The organism is Adhaeribacter terrigena, assembly GCF_016623615.1.
GTDB classification, from domain to species: domain Bacteria; phylum Bacteroidota; class Bacteroidia; order Cytophagales; family Hymenobacteraceae; genus Adhaeribacter_A; species Adhaeribacter_A terrigena.
The window spans coordinates 252,529-267,117 of record NZ_JAEHFX010000007.1 but is presented as its reverse complement, the minus strand read 5'-3'; the positions used below and the strand labels follow the sequence as shown (position 1 = coordinate 267,117).

Here is a 14,589-nt window from a genome sequence, read left to right as displayed (position 1 = left end):
GTTGTTCGTTGTTCGTTGTTCGTTGTTCGTTGTTCGTTGTTCGTTGTTCGTTGTTCGTTGTTCGTTGTTCGTTGTTCGTTGTTCGTTCAATTTTTGGGCGTACAAGTTACGGAGAAATCTAAACCGTTTTTCAAACGCTAATCACGATTCATTAATTACTAATCCCATAGTTTTGGCAATAAAAAAGCTACCGTTTTCAGGAGAAAAACGGTAGCTTTTTTTGCTTAAAAAGTCTTGCTTAATTTTTTTTCTTCCGGCTGATTTTCTTGGTTTTTTCGGGGGCTAACTTTTTGAAGGTCTGGTTGCTGCCGGCATCGTTGTAACCGCCGGCAATGTATAATTGATTCGCAGAAACCGTAAGCGGGCCTTCTTCCAGAAATTCTCTTGCCGGGTTGTTGCCGCTGGCATCGCTGAAAGAAATCACGAGATAATCGGTAGGTTTGCTTACGGTATATGCGTAAGTGCCCACCAGTTTACCGTTCCGGAAAACCAAAGCCTGGTTATCGGGTTTGAAGGTGACGGTAATTTTATAGCCGACGCTTGCCGGTGTTTTGACGTTCGGTTTTGAGCCGCGGGTTACGAAACTGGTTTCGGTCCATTCCCAGGTGCCATTCAGCATTTTTACAACCTCGGTCAGGTTTTGGGCACTGGTATCTGATTGGGCCATGGCTGGTTTTAAACTGAAGATCGCGGCAAATAAGAACAGGAACGTAAATAGCTTTTTCATAGTGGTCAATTTTTGGTTACAAGGTGAAAGGCGAATATGGTGCCAGTTTTTAAGGCCGAGACCATAGCATTTTGCAGCGCTGTTCCTTTCTTTATTTTGCCTGAACGCCTTTACGGAATACATCAGGAAATGTCGAAAATACCCCTCAGATTGTTTGGTAAGATACAGACAAATCTTTATGTTTAAACTACAATCTGCAAACTAAAAACGCTCATCATCATTATGAAAAAACTACTACGCTTAAGCTGGTTGCTGCTACTGCCGCTGGCTTTCTCCTCATGCCGGAGCGCTTATATGGCTAACAATTTTTATAACCGCACGGTTATGCACAAAACCGTGGCCGTGCTGCCGGTACAAATGGTTTATACCGGAAAAATGCCTAAAGGAATGACCCCGGCAATGTTGAAGGAAGAACAGGAGGCCGAAAGCCGGGCTTTCCAGATCTCGCTGATGAATGCTATTCTGAGCAAATCGCACAAAAAGGGCGGTTACACCATTAATTTCCAGGATGTAGAAAAAACCAATAACCTGTTGCGACAGCATAATATCAGCCCGACCCAGGCCTGGGCCATGAATCCGGAACAAATATCCAAAATATTGGGGGTGGAAGCGGTAGTAGCTGCTAAAATCGAAAAGAAACGCTTTATTTCAGACCTGGCTTCTTACGGCATTAACTTAGGAACCAACATTCTGGATGTAATACTGGCCGATGCCGGAAATCTATTGCCCGCCGGGGTAACCGAAGCCATTGGCAATGCGGCCCCGGGAAGCGCTACAGGCAGTGTGGTGCCGGCCTTACCGGACGATCTGAGTAAAACCAATGAGATCCGGGCGCATTGCTCCGTGCTTGACAGCCGGGATGGCGCTGTGCTCTGGCGCGTGTCTGCCACCGCCGAAACCGATTATGAGTTTCAGCCAAGCCAAGCCATTGAACAGATCAATTATAAATTTGCCCGAAATTTCCCGTACCGCAGGAAAAAAGGGTAATTCAACTTTTAACTTCGGGAACGAATTTGAAAGATGAATTTTAAACATGTTTAAGTAAAAATCTGATAAAAAAAGGCTGTCTTTAAAGAAAGCCTTTTTTTATTGGTTAAGGAGCTAAGTTCGTGTTATTGTTTACGGAATCAGTTCCAGCTTCTCAATTTTATCGGAGATCTGCAGCTGGTGCACCACATCCAAGCCCGAAACTACTTTGGCGAAAATGGTATAACGGCCATCTAAATGCGGCACGCGGTTGTGCGTAATAAACCACTGGCAGCTTTCGGTGTCTTTGCCGGCGGAAGCTAAACCAACCGTGCCTTCCTCGTAATGCAGATCGGCAAATTCGGATCGGATCGTGTAATCGGTGCCGCCCCAGCCGTCGCCGCGCGGACAACCACCCTGCGCCACAAAATTAGGCACCACTCTGTGGAAATGTTTTCCGTTGTAAAAACCCTGCTTCACCAGTTCCGCGAAGTTCGCTACTGAGCCCGGCGCTTCTTCTACAAATAACTGCAGCGTAATATCGCCTTTACTGGTTTTTAGCAGCGCCTTCTGGTCGGTTTTCAGGGTTTGCACCAGTTCCCAGTTTATGGGGTGCGAAGTGGGGTTTTGGGGCGCCGTCGGTACCGGTTTTTGCTCGAAAAAAGCCAGCGTTTTTTGCAGTTCGATGTAGGTTTCTACGTCGCGGGGCAGCTGGATCTTGCTTTGAGCGGTTTTCAGGAAATCGTAGTTCTGGAACGTTTGCCGGTAATTCAGGTTTGGTTCCCGCAGCAAGGTAGCCGCAGCACCCACCAAAGCCACGTCGCCGGAGGCAATGGCACGTTTCAGGGTTTCGTTGAAAGACGGTTTCAGTTTTTCGGGGAAGGCCGGAAGTTTACGCATATTGCTCAGGGCTTCTATGCCGTAGGTAGAAATTACCGGGTTTTGCTGCGCGGCGAAAGTTTCTTTTTCCAGGAAATAATAACTGTTGGGATCGTTGCTTAAAGCATGCAGTAAAGCGCCTTTTTCGTAAATATTGCTCGTTTGCGCGTAGCGGTTCATGATCTCCGCGCGCAATTTTTCCGGGTTTTTGGCAGTTTTTAAAGCAGCGCCCAGCAATAAAGCGCGTGTGCGCCAGTCGGTTTGTTTATTGGCAGCATCCAGCAGAACCAAGTTCTCTTCCGGTATTTTGGAGCTGATCATTTCGGCGGCGGTAAGCGTTACATTTGGGTTTTTATCAGAAAGTGCTTCAAATAAAATATCCTGGGTAGAAACAAAATCGAAGGAATTTAAGGCCCGCAACGCACTTAACCGCACGCGGTAATCCGGATCTTTCTGCGCAATGCTACCCAGGGTTTCCACGGTTTCGGAGGTTTTGGTTTTGCCTAAAGCGGTGGCGGCCGCAGCGCGCACGGCCGGCGCAGCATCGGTTAAAGCCGCGGCCTGAATAAACTTGAAATGCGGGGTTAAATCAGCTTTGCCGCTGCGGGCCAGCGTTTGCGATGCCGCCATGCGGATCTCGCGGGTTTGTGCGGTGGCTAAAAACCGGGCTGTTTTGGCCAGGGCTGCTTCCGGGAGCGGTCGGCGTAAAACTACGCGGTAGAACCCCCACATGTGGCCCGCCTGCAAAACTGTATCGGGCGAAAAGAAATTGTTCAGGAATTTAATGCCGTCGGCGGTGGCTACTTTGCCCAGCGCTTCGAGCATTTCGGCGCGCGCCGGTTTTTCGGTTTCGCGGCCAATGGCGCTGAGCAGCGGGTATTGCGCCGTAGAATCCATAGACTGGCCAAGGGCATAGGCGGCTTTTTGGCGAACCTCGGCAATGGGGTCGGAGAGGAGGGGGGTAAGTTGCGGAATGCTGTTTTTATCCTGCACCGAAGCAAAGGCAAGGGCAGCCGCGGCCCGGTATTTCGGGTTCGGATCCTGCAGATAAGGAAGTAGTTTAGGCGCGTTGCGTTCGTCCTGGTAAGTATAGATCTGGCGCAGGTTTTTATCCTGGAATTGGTTGGAAATCTTGCTTTGCGAAACGGGCTTCTGACAGGCAAAAGCCAGGAAAAGCAAAACGAAACCGGCATATTTTTTCATAGGAAGCGGAAGTTTTAGAAGCGTAAGGAAAGCGTCACTTTTTCGGGCATTTCAGATACCGTTTTGAAAAGATGAAAATAGGTGAATTTCAGCTGAAAAGTTCGGTTTGTTTGGTGATGCCTTCGAATTGCAGCAGCCATTTTTTACGCCACAAACCGCCGGCATAACCCGTTAAGCTGCCGTTGGCGCCAATTACCCGGTGGCAGGGCACCACTATGGCCAGCGGATTTTTGCCGTTTGCACTTCCTACCGCGCGGGTGTAGGTCGGCTCGCCGAGCTGCAGGGCTACTTCTAAATAAGACCGGGTTTTCCCGAAGGGAATGGCGTTTAAATGCTGCCAGACCTTTTGCTGGAAATCTGTACCTGTTGGTACTAAAAGCAGCTCAAATTTCCGGCGTTCACCTTTAAAATACTCTGATAACTGGTGGTAACAATTTTGCAGGCAGGCCGGAATTTCCGCGAAAGAAACGGTAGGGTTTTCGTCTAAAAAAGTGACCGCAGTAATGCCCTCTTCCGTGCCAGATATTTGCAGCCAGCCAAGCGGCGTTTCCAGGAAGGCATGTTGAATATTTTCAGGCATAAGTAGTTTTTAACGGGAAAAAGATACGGTTTTTGGCTAAGGTATAAAACAAAAAAGCAGCCCGGAAATATTTCGCAGGCTGCTTTTGTGGAAAGGGGGAAAATTAGTGTTTTACAACCAGTTTTTTGGTGGTAAGTGCGCGGTTATCTACCTGCAGCGTGTAGAAATAAATGCCGCTTGGCAGGCCGGAAGTTACCAGCATAATAGCACCTTGCTTATCAGAAAGGCTGATCTCTTTTACCAGCCCGCCGATGGCGTTGTATAACTTTATTTTGCTGCTGCGCGCGTTAGCCGGCAGGTTGTAACCAATGGTGGTCATGTCGTTGGCCGGGTTTGGCGAAGGCAGGCTGATGGCATTGCTGGCGTCGAACGCTTTTTTTACGCCGGTAGTTCTGGAAGCATCATACACAATAGTAGCGTGCACAGAATCTGGCGCAGCACCGTTTACCCGGAAAAATGAATACCGGATGGTAGTTTTACCGGCAAAGCCGTTTGCGGAATAATCGCCATAGAACATAGTGTTGGTTGCACCTGCTAAAATTGTCTCAACATCTGGCGAAACGCTCACCATGGGGGTGTAGCACTGGGTCCAGCAGAAAACGTTCTCAGAGCCTTTTACTTCTGAAATAACCTTTCGGGCTACTTTTACATCGATGCTCTGATTGCTGATATTTACTACAGAAACCCTGCCTACCAGAATAGAATCAACGTGGCCTTTTACAGTGGTGGCATAGGCCGGTAACTGCATGGTAGTCGACTGGGCTGAAGCGGCATTTACAGCGAATGCAGCAATTGCAATAAGTAAAAGTTTTTTCATAAAGCGAAGATTAATTTAGTAAATTGTGTCTGAACAAAAGATTAAGGAAGTACTATTTAATATAAGATTAAAAAAGTATAACAATTTGTTTTCAAAGATGTTAAAAAATTATTTAATTTACAAAACCTTAACAATTAAACATCAATATCATTCGCTCTTATGAAGAAACTTTTACTCATGCTGGGTGCCGTTATGGCATTCTCTGCGGCTCAGGCGCAGTACTATCTTATTCCGTATAATGGCTCAAATCCGGGTGGTTTAAATACGGACAGTGAATATCCGGTAGGAGGCGGTTTGGCAGCAGGCTGGACAACTTTGTTTACTGCTTCTGCTGCAAATATTGCAGCACCGGCCTGGTCGCCGGTAGGTACTGTTCCGTTTGCGTTTTCATTTAACGGAGCAGCCGTAACCGATTATAAAGTATCTACTTCCGGTATTCTGACGTTTTCAACTTCGGTTACAGCCCCTCCGGCTGATGGTACAAATCTTGCGCTCCCTGATGCTTCTATACCAGATAAATCTGTAATGGTTTGGGGATTATATCCAAACGTAATTACCAGCGGCGGGTCTTCTTTTCCTTCCAGAATTATTACCAAAACGTTCGGTACAGCTCCTAATCGTCAGCACTGGATCCAGTTTAATACGTTTTTCCCAAACACTGCCACTACAGGATTTACTTTCTGGAGCATTGTGCTGGAAGAAACCACGAATAAGATCTATATAGTAGACCAACGCTCAGCGAATGGTGCCCTTTCCGTTACAGCGGGCATTCAGGTTAACAGCACTACCGCTTTTCAGGTTGCAGCTTCCCCGAATGTAGCAAGCCAAAGCACTGCCGATCCTACCCCGGCCGATAATACCTACTATGCCTTCACGCCTGGTGCCCAGCCAAGCTATGATCTGTCTGTAACATCTTTAACGAATGCCAGTTACCTTGTTTTAGCGAATGCACCGTTCCTTATTACCGGTACTATTCGTAATCTGGGTGCAACTCCGGTTACTTCCTTCACTCTGAATTATAAAATTAATAACGGAACAACCGTTTCTGCGCCTGTTACGGCCAGCATTGCGCCATTAGCTACATATTCATTCACGCACCCAACAAGCTGGACGCCTGCTGCTGCCGGTAATTATACCATTGAAGCTTGGGCTACGGATATCAATGTAAGCAATGCCGATATGGTAACTTCCAATGATAGCGGCAGCAAGCAAGTAAGTGTATTGGCGAATGTGGCCCCACGTACCGTTTTGCACGAAGTATTTACCAGCGCTACCTGCCCTCCTTGTAAGTCTGGTAATGCTAACCTGCATAAAATTACCACTGCAAATCCAGGCAAATCCATCGATATCAAGTATCAGCAAAACTATCCTAACGCCGGCAATGACCCATATCAGACTGCGGAAAGTATTAGCCGGCACAACTGGTACGGTATCAATTCCATTCCTCGAATGGAAGTTGACGGTGGCTGGGATGGCAACGCAAATAACTATACTGCATCATTGCTGAATAACTTCCAAACCAAACCTGCCCTGGTAAATATTACCGTTACGCAAACGGTGGTTGGTCATACAGTTACGGCTCAGGCGGTTATCGACCCGATTGGCAACAGCATTCCGAGCAATAACCTGGTAGCCCACATGGTTATTACTGAAAAAAGAACCGTTAAAAATAAAAGATCTAACGGCGAAACAGAATTCTTCGATGTAATGAAGAAAATGATGCCGAATGAGAATGGTACTGCCATTGCCCCGTTAACCGGAGCTCCGGTTACTATCAACCAGTCTTATACTTTCCCAAGCCCGGTGCAATTAGTTGGTCCGAAGAATCTTTTCCCGGATTCAGTTGAGAACCTGAACAATCTGGAAGTAGTAGTTTTCCTGCAGGACAAAGTAACCAAAGAGGTATTTCAGGCCGCAAAATCGTTTAACATCAAATCCGGGGTTACCGATAATATTCTGGCAGCTTCGCTGAGCGTTTATCCGAATCCGACCGACGGCATTGTGAATATTACCTTCACGCCGGAAAAAGCCGAGAATGCTACCCTGGAAATCTACAATGCAGTAGGTGCCCGCGTTTGGAACATGTCTGTCAAAGCCAGTGAAATTAACGGTAAAATGATAGATGCCGATCTTTCCAAGCAGCCAAACGGTTTTTACTTCCTGAACCTGAAATACGGCGACCAGGTATTAACCAAGAAAATTGTGCTGATCAAATAAATATGAACTGAAATGAACCGGCTGCTTACGGAGCCGGTTCTTTCTTTACCTGTCAAAAAAAAACGGTATCCTTTATCATGAAAAAAGTAGTTGTTAGCCTTTGTCTGAGTTTGCTGTTTTTTGCGGCCCAGGCCCAAAACACCGAAAAAACGCGCAAACTGCCTGCGGTAGACGTTAAAACCCTCGACGGCAAAGTTTTTAATACTTCGCAGTTAAGCAATAACGGCAAACCGGTTATCATCAGTTTCTGGGCTACGTGGTGCAAACCTTGTATTACCGAGCTGATCAATATTTCGGATGTGTATGAAGACTGGCAAAAGGAAACCGGCGTGAAACTGGTAGCGGTTTCTATTGACGATGTGCGGAACGCGGCCAAAGTGGGCCCGCTCGTAAACGGCAAAGCCTGGACCTACGACGTGTATTTAGACCAGAACCAGGACCTGAAACGCGCATTGAATGTAAACAACGTGCCGCATACGTTTCTGCTGAACGGCAACGGCGAAATTGTGTGGCAGCATAACGCTTACGCCGAAGGCGACGAAAAACGCTTGTTCGAACTGGTGAAAAAAGTTTCGGCCGGCGAAGCCATAAGCCACTAATCTATCCAGCGTTTTTAAGGCTGAAATGCTACCGTTCTGGTGGCATTTCGGTTTTTACAGCACTTTAAATTTCATCGGTATTTTATAGTTTTACTTATTTTGAAACGTATTGCATTTTTAGGTCTGCTGGCCGGCGCATTTCTTTTGCCGCGCTTCAGCCAGGCCCAGCTTTTACAGGATGCCCAGATCCACGGCGATTTTCAGCTCGATGCCCAGTATTATAAAGAAGATAAAGCCATTGGCGCGCCTGAAGTAAAAGAACGCCTTTTATCGAACGGGTTTGCCAATTTTATTTTTACGGCCGGCAATTTCAGCGCCGGCGCGCGTTACGAAAATTACCTCAATCCGCTGCAAGGTTTCGACCGCCGTTACGAAGGCTCCGGGATTCCGTACCGCTACGCTTCTTTTCAGAAAGATAATTTCGAGATCACGGCCGGCAATTATTACGAACAATTTGGCAGTGGTCTTATTTTCCGGGCTTACGAAGAACGCGGGTTGGGTCTAGACAACGCCATGGACGGTATCCGGGTGAAATATATGCCGGTGCGCGGCGTGCGGCTGAAAGGCGTAATTGGCAAGCAGCGCGCTTTTTTTGAACTCGGCGAAGGCATTGTGCGCGGGGCGGATGCGGAAATTTCTATAAATGAATTAAGCGATAAATTTTCTACTCTGAACACCAACATTACCCTGGGCGGTAGTTTTGTGAGCAAGTACCAGGCCGACGATAACCCGGATTTCAATTTACCGGAAAACGTGGGAGCCGGGGCCGCCCGCATAAATATCAGCAAGGGCAATGTGAACCTGTACGGCGAATATGCTTATAAAGCCAACGACCCCTCGGCGGTTAATAATTTCAATTACCGGCCGGGGCAGGCTTTGCTTTTAACGGCCAGTTATTCGCAAATGGGTTTAGGTATTTCGGCGGGAGCCAAGCGGGTAGACAACATGGATTTTCGTTCGGATAGAAATGCGACCGGCACTGTTTTACAAATGAATTTCCTGCCGCCGCTTACCAAGCAGCATACCTATAATTTACCGGCTTCTATTTACCCTTATGCCACGCAGCCGCTGGGCGAAATGAGTTACCAGGCCGAAGTGAGTTATAATTTCAAAAGAGATTCGCCGCTGGGCGGAAAATACGGAACCAACATTGCAGTGAATTTCTCGACCGTAAAAAGCATTGAAAAAGATTCCCTGAACGACGAAACCACCAAACGCCGGATCTACGATTCCGACTTTTTTAAATTCGGCGACGAACGGTATTTCAGCGATTTTAACGTGGAGCTGCAAAAGAAATTCAATTCCAAATTAAAAGCCACGCTTACCTACCTTAATTTTTACTACAACATAGATGTGGTGCAGGGTTTGGTGGGCAAAGGCAACGTGCGCGCCAACATGGCTGTAGCCGATGTAACCTACAAATTCAATTCCACGCATTCAGTCCGGACGGAATTGCAAACCCTGCTTACCAAAGACGATCATGGCAGCTGGGGCATGGCTTTGGTGGAATACACGGTAGCGCCTAATTGGTTCGTAGCCGTGCTGGACCAGTATAACTACGGCAATAAAGAAACTGACCAGCGCATTCATTACATGACCGGAACCGTGGGGTATAACCGCAATACGAGCCGCATTTCGGCTACTTACGGGCGCCAGCGCGCGGGTATTGTGTGCGTGGGCGGCGTTTGTCGTAACGTGCCGGCTTCCAATGGTTTGTTAGTTTCTATTACCAGCAGTTTTTAAGAGTTTTTAACATGAAAAGCATAGCGTTTTATATTGGAATTTTAGGCTTGGGCACAGCCCTGTTTTCGGCCTGCGATGTAATCGAAAATCCCTTGCCTGCCCCGATCACCAAACCTGCGCTCAGCACTACGCTGGCTTTAGATTCGGCCGAAGCTGCGCAGGATTCTATTAACGGTCCGGTAACACCTACGAAGAAAGTTTTACTTGAAGATTATACCGGCCATACCTGCGGCAATTGCCCCGGGGCAGCGGTAATGGCCAAAAACCAGAAAGCCTTGCACGGCGACCGCTTGGTGGTTATGGCCGTGCACGCTAATTACTTTGCCAGATTCGATAAAGCGCCTTATACCACCAATTTTACCACGCCGGAAGGGGAAGAGTGGTTTGAAAGTTTTGGTTTTATTTCTAACCCGAACGGAATGGTAAACCGGGTAAAGAACGGGGCTAATTCGGCCGTACTGGGGGTGGCCGCCTGGTCTGCTGCCATTGCGGCAGAAATGCTTAAGACTCCCCAGATCTCTATGAACCTTACTACGTTGTATCAACCTGAAAGCCGCAAGCTGGATATTAAAGTGCGTTCTAAATACCTGACAAACAAATCTGGTAAATATTCGCTGATCGTAGCCATTACGGAAGACAGCATTGTAAGCTACCAGAAAAATTACGGCGCAACAGCCGGAGGAGATCCGGCTTACCCGGTGGGCGATGTAGCGAAATATGTGCATGCGCACGCCATGCGAAAAGTGTTGAATGGCGACTTAGGAAGCTTAAACAAGGAAAACCCGAAAGCTGACGATATTACGCATGCGTATTTTACCACAACGCTGGATCCGGCCTGGAGAAAGGAAAAATGCTCCGTGGTTGCGTTTATTTACGAAGAAGCTACCGATGAAATAGTACAGGTAGAAGAAGTGCATTTGCATTAAAATTTTCAACCTGATTCAACTAAAAAGCCGCCGCAGATTTTTCTGTTGCGGCTTTTTTATTGTTGGTTCCGGAATACTTTTTTAACCCGAAACCATAGCGTTTCTGATTTGATCGTTTGCTTTCCTTGCCGCCTGCTTTAGCTAACGGTTTTAAAGCGTTCAACTTCGGCGGATCTTCGGGTTCAGATTTGCTGCTTAGATCAACCCAAACTGCGTGAAATGGTGCTGAAAATGCTTGCGCTGAAATTGCAGCCATTCTTCATGATTCAGTTTGCCAAAAAAAGGATGCACGGGTCTGGCTTCCGGGTTTTCGGCAAAGAATTTATGGAAACTTTCGAGCGCGGCGAGCACTTTGGTTTTAGCCGTTTCCAGGTTTTCGAAGCGCAAAGCCGGTGGTGCAGAGCCGATGAACTGGTTTGGAATATCGCGGGCAAAAGGTTTGTCGCTCATTAAAAATTTGTGGTAAGCAGGTAGTTGGTCTTCGGGCGTAATGGTAGGAAGCTCCTGTTTGCTTCGCACAATTACGAGTGTATTGCCCAGGTGTTCGAGCATGTGCTGGGCGCTCATTTTTCCCCAGTGCGGCTTGGTTTCTTCGGTGAGTTTTTCGAGTAAAAAAGGTACCGTTTTCAGATCGAAAGCCGAGGTTGAAGCTTGGGTATTTTCCATGGTTTTAAGTTCTAAAGTTTGAAATAAGATTGACCCAGGTTTGGTGTTTATGACTTTTTGTGCCGTTTAAGATACCGTTTTTAACCGGTTTCCGGAAAATAAAAAAGTCTCCCGAAAACATTTCCGGGAGACTTTTTGAGTTAAAAACGATAGCGTTTTATTAGGCAGTTACCTGTGCATCAAGTTTCTGAGCCAGTACGTTTTTCGGCACGGCGCCAACTTGCTTGTCTACCACCTGGCCGTTTTTGAAAACCAGCAGGGTAGGAATGCTACGGATACCAAATTTGGCAGAAGTCTGCGGGTTGGCATCTACGTCTACTTTACCAATAATGGCTTTACCTTCGTATTCGCCGGCAAGTTCTTCTACTACCGGGCCAACCATGCGGCAAGGTCCGCACCATTCTGCCCAGAAGTCAACTAAAACAGGCTTATCGGAATTGATGATCTCATCGAAGTTCGCGTCGGTAATTTCAATTGCTTTATTTCCCATAACGAGGATTTTTATAATGAATGAATGATTTACAATAATACGACTTTATACGGATTACCGGTAGAACGTTGGCAAAAAAACGGCCAAAGCCATTTTACTGCCAATGTGGCCGGAAACCTGGCCTTTCTTGCCGGCCAGGTTCTGCTACGGAACAAGCCGTTCGAAATTTAATGAAAATGGATGGTAAGAGGAATATCCGGAAATGAAAACCCCGGCCCGAAGATATGTTGCGGCCGGGGTTTAAGTAAGTAAAATTATTGGAGTGGAACGCGTTAAAGCGCGATGCGTTGGCTAGTAGCCGCATTCCCGGATTCGAGAATCAGCATATACATACCCCGAAGTTCTTGTGGCATTTCATAAGCCTGCGCCTGGTGCAGTTGCAGCGATCTTACCTCCTGGCCTGCCAGGGTTAGCACCCGTAACTGGCCGCTGAAGCTGTTGCCGAAAACCACCTTACGCCCAATTATTGAAGGTTTTTGCTGGGCTGTAGCTACAATAATGGGGGAGTAGGTCGCTTTTCCGTCAAAATCCACTTGCTTCAGGCGGTAGTAGGTCCGGCTGGCCACTTGCTGGTCTTCGAAAGTATAAGAAGCGCCATTGGGCAGGTTTTTGCCTTTTACGCGGCCGGCTTCGGAAAATACTTTGCCGTCAGCGCTTTTCTCTACGCTGAAATAATCGTTATTTAATTCCGAAGCGGTTTGCCAGAATAAGGTATTATTGTGGCGGTAGGCCGGTGCTGCCTGCAGTTTAAAGGTTACCAGGGTAACCGGCAGCGGAGTAATGTCTTTATATATAATATTCTGACTATTGCCTTCAATCCGGGCAGCGTTCAGAATTGCACCTTTTTCCATTACAATTTTAGAATCGGCGCCGTTCAGCGTAATGCTCTGGGCAGATAATTCGCCGACAATAATTACTGTCCCGCCATTAGTAATGGTTAAATTGTTGGCATTGATGCGGTGATTGATAAAAATCGTGTCTTGTTTATGAATGCCTTCAGGAGCGATTCTGTTATTTCGCCACACATTAGATTCTAGCCATCTGCCGTTTGCAATGGATTTATAACTTGTTGCAGAGCTGGTAGAAATAGTTAAAACTACTATTATTAAAGTGCTGAAAATGGTTGGTAAAAGCGTACCTGTGCTATTTTTGTTGAAATTGAAAGAAATGAAGTGCATTTTGTGAGAGAGATTGGTAGTTGCTTGTTAAGAGTTGTAAAAAATATTTAAAGAATTCAACTCTTGCTTTTATTATGGCACAAAATTAAGACTTTGATATGAAGATAAAAAGGTGATATAAATCATTTAGTAGAATAGTTATATTGTTGTTGATGTTAACGTGATTTGAGCGACTCTTTGTTTAAAACATGCAAAATTCTAGCTTGAAAGATTTTGAGAACTTATGTGATTCAGCTGAAAGAGCTCGGTATTTGCGACTCTTAGGATGTACTATATAGCGAAAGGTCTATTTTAAGGTGCAGATACGGGCTTACTGATTTTACATTATTCCGGGAGCCTTTCGCGAGGGTGAGTTGAATTGGGGCTACATTCGTCAGACGGTCAAATATGCTGCCGGTCAAAAATGTTGAGTTTTTCACTTGGAAACCATACCCTTTTAAACCTGTATGGTATGGGCATCGGGTTGATCAGCGGTGGTTTTATGCGTTGGTGTTGTTTCTACCAAAATTTCCTTTGTTTGTGCAAAGTTTTCCGGATTTGGCAATTAAACGAAGGCAGGCTGACTTCCTGGTGTAGATCCGGGCAAAAGGAAATTTAAGCTAAACCGGCTTTTTCCTGCACTTTCTTCAGAAGTTCAAAAATACCATTGGCTAACATTTCCAGCTTCGGAAGCTGATCTAAGGCTTCTTCGGTTTGGTTTTCCTGCTTCAGCTTTACCAGGTAAGAAGCAAAGTCGTGGATCTCTTTGTGTACTTTTTCAAGCTCGCGCATTTCCGGCATTTGCCCGAAGAGCGGCATGCCTCTATCGTAGATCCACTGCCCAAAGCTGCATACCCGGAAATTAACAATTGGTTCCAGATCTATTGAAGAACCATATAAATACGATTTAACCTTAGATTTGAATAAGATGTGCTTTACGGTAGCTGATTCGAATTCGTGCTTTAATTTTAGACGGTCTTCCGAGGAAAGCGACGATGCGGCCATATTTTAAGAGTTTCCGGGAAAAGGAAGCTGCCGTAAAGGTACGGAAAAATAACGTTAATTTTAAGCCGGCTAGTTTTGCCTAAGCAGCCCGAAAACCAGGGAATCGTCGAATTTGCCGTTAACAAAATAATGCTCATGCATCCGGCCTTCTTCCTGAAACCCGAAATGACGTACCAGTTTTAACGAGGGTATATTATTTGGACTTACCAGGGCCTCTATCCGGTGCAGGTTCATTTGGGTAAAGCCATAATTTAAAACAAACGCTACGGCTTCCTTCATAAAACCCTGTTTCTTGAATTCTTCCTTATCAATGGAATAACCCAATTCTGCCCGCCGGTGATCGGGAAACCAGTTATGCAATCCGCAGCCACCAATTACGGTTTTTGAGATAGGTTCTACCAACTGGAAAAACACCAGCGAGCGGTTATAAGAAGCCATGCCGCCTTCATGCTTTTTGAGCAAAGTTTGATACTGTTCTTCGCCCTCCAAACCGATAATTGCCTTAATTTCCGGTTCTGAATAATTGCTGAAAATGTGCTTGTAAACCTCCGGCGTAAATTTTCGGAGTTGTAACCGGCTGGTGTGGTAGGTTTCGATTTCCATTTATGTGTGCT

14 protein-coding genes are annotated in these 14,589 nt (G+C 46.3%); 5 read left to right on the top strand and 9 right to left on the bottom strand.

Going from position 1 to position 14,589, the window contains the following annotated elements:
- Window positions 1–238: 238 nt before the first annotated feature.
- Window positions 239–727 (bottom strand): hypothetical protein, encoded by a 489-nt coding sequence (locus I5M27_RS14360; protein WP_200507009.1) that lies wholly within the window; start codon window positions 725–727, stop codon window positions 239–241.
- Window positions 728–949: 222 nt separating this feature from the next.
- Between I5M27_RS14360 and I5M27_RS14355 the strand changes: the two genes are divergently transcribed.
- A complete protein-coding gene (locus tag I5M27_RS14355) occupies window positions 950–1,714 on the top strand; it encodes a hypothetical protein (RefSeq protein ID WP_200507008.1) in 765 nt (254 codons plus the stop codon).
- Window positions 1,715–1,846: 132 nt separating this feature from the next.
- Here I5M27_RS14355 and I5M27_RS14350 read toward each other — a convergent pair whose 3' ends face one another.
- The 3 genes from I5M27_RS14350 to I5M27_RS14340 form a co-directional block, all read right to left on the bottom strand.
- Complete coding sequence (locus tag I5M27_RS14350) at window positions 1,847–3,775, bottom strand: peptidylprolyl isomerase (protein WP_200507007.1); 1,929 nt, start codon at window positions 3,773–3,775, stop codon at window positions 1,847–1,849.
- A gap of 88 nt (window positions 3,776–3,863) precedes the next feature.
- Complete coding sequence (locus tag I5M27_RS14345; RefSeq protein WP_200507006.1) at window positions 3,864–4,355, bottom strand: methylated-DNA--[protein]-cysteine S-methyltransferase; 492 nt, start codon at window positions 4,353–4,355, stop codon at window positions 3,864–3,866.
- Window positions 4,356–4,458: 103 nt separating this feature from the next.
- On the bottom strand, window positions 4,459–5,172 hold the full coding sequence (locus tag I5M27_RS14340) for a T9SS type A sorting domain-containing protein (protein ID WP_200507005.1): 714 nt from the start codon (window positions 5,170–5,172) through the stop codon (window positions 4,459–4,461).
- Between the two features lie 159 nt (window positions 5,173–5,331).
- Here I5M27_RS14340 and I5M27_RS14335 point away from each other — a divergent pair, with 159 nt between their 5' ends.
- From I5M27_RS14335 to I5M27_RS14320, 4 genes are all read left to right on the top strand, one after another.
- Complete coding sequence (locus I5M27_RS14335) at window positions 5,332–7,389, top strand: T9SS type A sorting domain-containing protein (RefSeq protein ID WP_200507004.1); 2,058 nt, start codon at window positions 5,332–5,334, stop codon at window positions 7,387–7,389.
- Window positions 7,390–7,466: 77 nt separating this feature from the next.
- Window positions 7,467–7,988 (top strand): TlpA family protein disulfide reductase, encoded by a 522-nt coding sequence (locus I5M27_RS14330; RefSeq protein ID WP_200507003.1) that lies wholly within the window; start codon window positions 7,467–7,469, stop codon window positions 7,986–7,988.
- A 99-nt stretch (window positions 7,989–8,087) separates the two neighbouring features.
- On the top strand, window positions 8,088–9,731 hold the full coding sequence (locus I5M27_RS14325) for a DUF6029 family protein (protein ID WP_200507002.1): 1,644 nt from the start codon (window positions 8,088–8,090) through the stop codon (window positions 9,729–9,731).
- A gap of 11 nt (window positions 9,732–9,742) precedes the next feature.
- On the top strand, window positions 9,743–10,657 hold the full coding sequence (locus tag I5M27_RS14320; RefSeq protein ID WP_200507001.1) for an Omp28-related outer membrane protein: 915 nt from the start codon (window positions 9,743–9,745) through the stop codon (window positions 10,655–10,657).
- 195 nt (window positions 10,658–10,852) lie between these two features.
- On the opposite strand, the gene I5M27_RS14315 is transcribed toward I5M27_RS14320, so the two are convergent.
- The 5 genes from I5M27_RS14315 to I5M27_RS14295 all read right to left on the bottom strand — a co-directional run bounded on the left by I5M27_RS14315 (window position 10,853) and on the right by I5M27_RS14295 (window position 14,578).
- A complete protein-coding gene (locus tag I5M27_RS14315; RefSeq protein ID WP_200507000.1) occupies window positions 10,853–11,323 on the bottom strand; it encodes a DUF1569 domain-containing protein in 471 nt (156 codons plus the stop codon).
- A 160-nt stretch (window positions 11,324–11,483) separates the two neighbouring features.
- Entirely contained in the window at window positions 11,484–11,813 is a 330-nt protein-coding gene (gene trxA / locus I5M27_RS14310) for a thioredoxin (protein WP_200506999.1), read from the bottom strand.
- A gap of 272 nt (window positions 11,814–12,085) precedes the next feature.
- Window positions 12,086–12,991: a hypothetical protein gene (locus I5M27_RS14305; RefSeq protein ID WP_200506998.1), complete on the bottom strand. Its 906-nt coding sequence runs from the start codon at window positions 12,989–12,991 to the stop codon at window positions 12,086–12,088.
- Between the two features lie 594 nt (window positions 12,992–13,585).
- Window positions 13,586–13,975 carry a CZB domain-containing protein gene (locus tag I5M27_RS14300; protein ID WP_200506997.1) on the bottom strand — a complete coding sequence of 130 codons (390 nt, stop codon included), beginning with the start codon at window positions 13,973–13,975 and terminating at the stop codon, window positions 13,586–13,588.
- A gap of 69 nt (window positions 13,976–14,044) precedes the next feature.
- Entirely contained in the window at window positions 14,045–14,578 is a 534-nt protein-coding gene (locus I5M27_RS14295) for a GNAT family N-acetyltransferase (RefSeq protein WP_200506996.1), read from the bottom strand.
- Window positions 14,579–14,589 lie beyond the last annotated feature (11 nt).